The 232-nt window shown below is 32.3% G+C and carries 1 protein-coding gene; it reads left to right on the forward strand.

The window, feature by feature from the left end:
- The coding region (locus IEQ44_RS18815; protein WP_227487732.1) for a hypothetical protein at positions 1-232 on the forward strand (232 nt) is incomplete at both ends.

The raw sequence follows: 232 nt of genomic DNA on the forward strand, positions 1-232 counted from the left end.
AACCTTAGCTGTGCCAGCCTATGTGTTTTATGTGTTGTTTAGTCTTATATCCGATTTTGTAATTTGGATTTCTGATTTTGTATTAAAATATGTTTTTAAAACCGAAGGCGACCAAATTCAATTAGCATTCACAAAAGTTGAACTTGGTAATTATATAAGCGAACAAATGGAGTCGGTAGAAGAACATGACGAGGTAGATACCGAAATTCAAATGTTTCAAAATGCTTTAGAA

It is taken from the genome of Nocardioides malaquae (assembly GCF_015070385.1).
Classification (GTDB): domain Bacteria; phylum Actinomycetota; class Actinomycetes; order Propionibacteriales; family Nocardioidaceae; genus Nocardioides; species Nocardioides malaquae.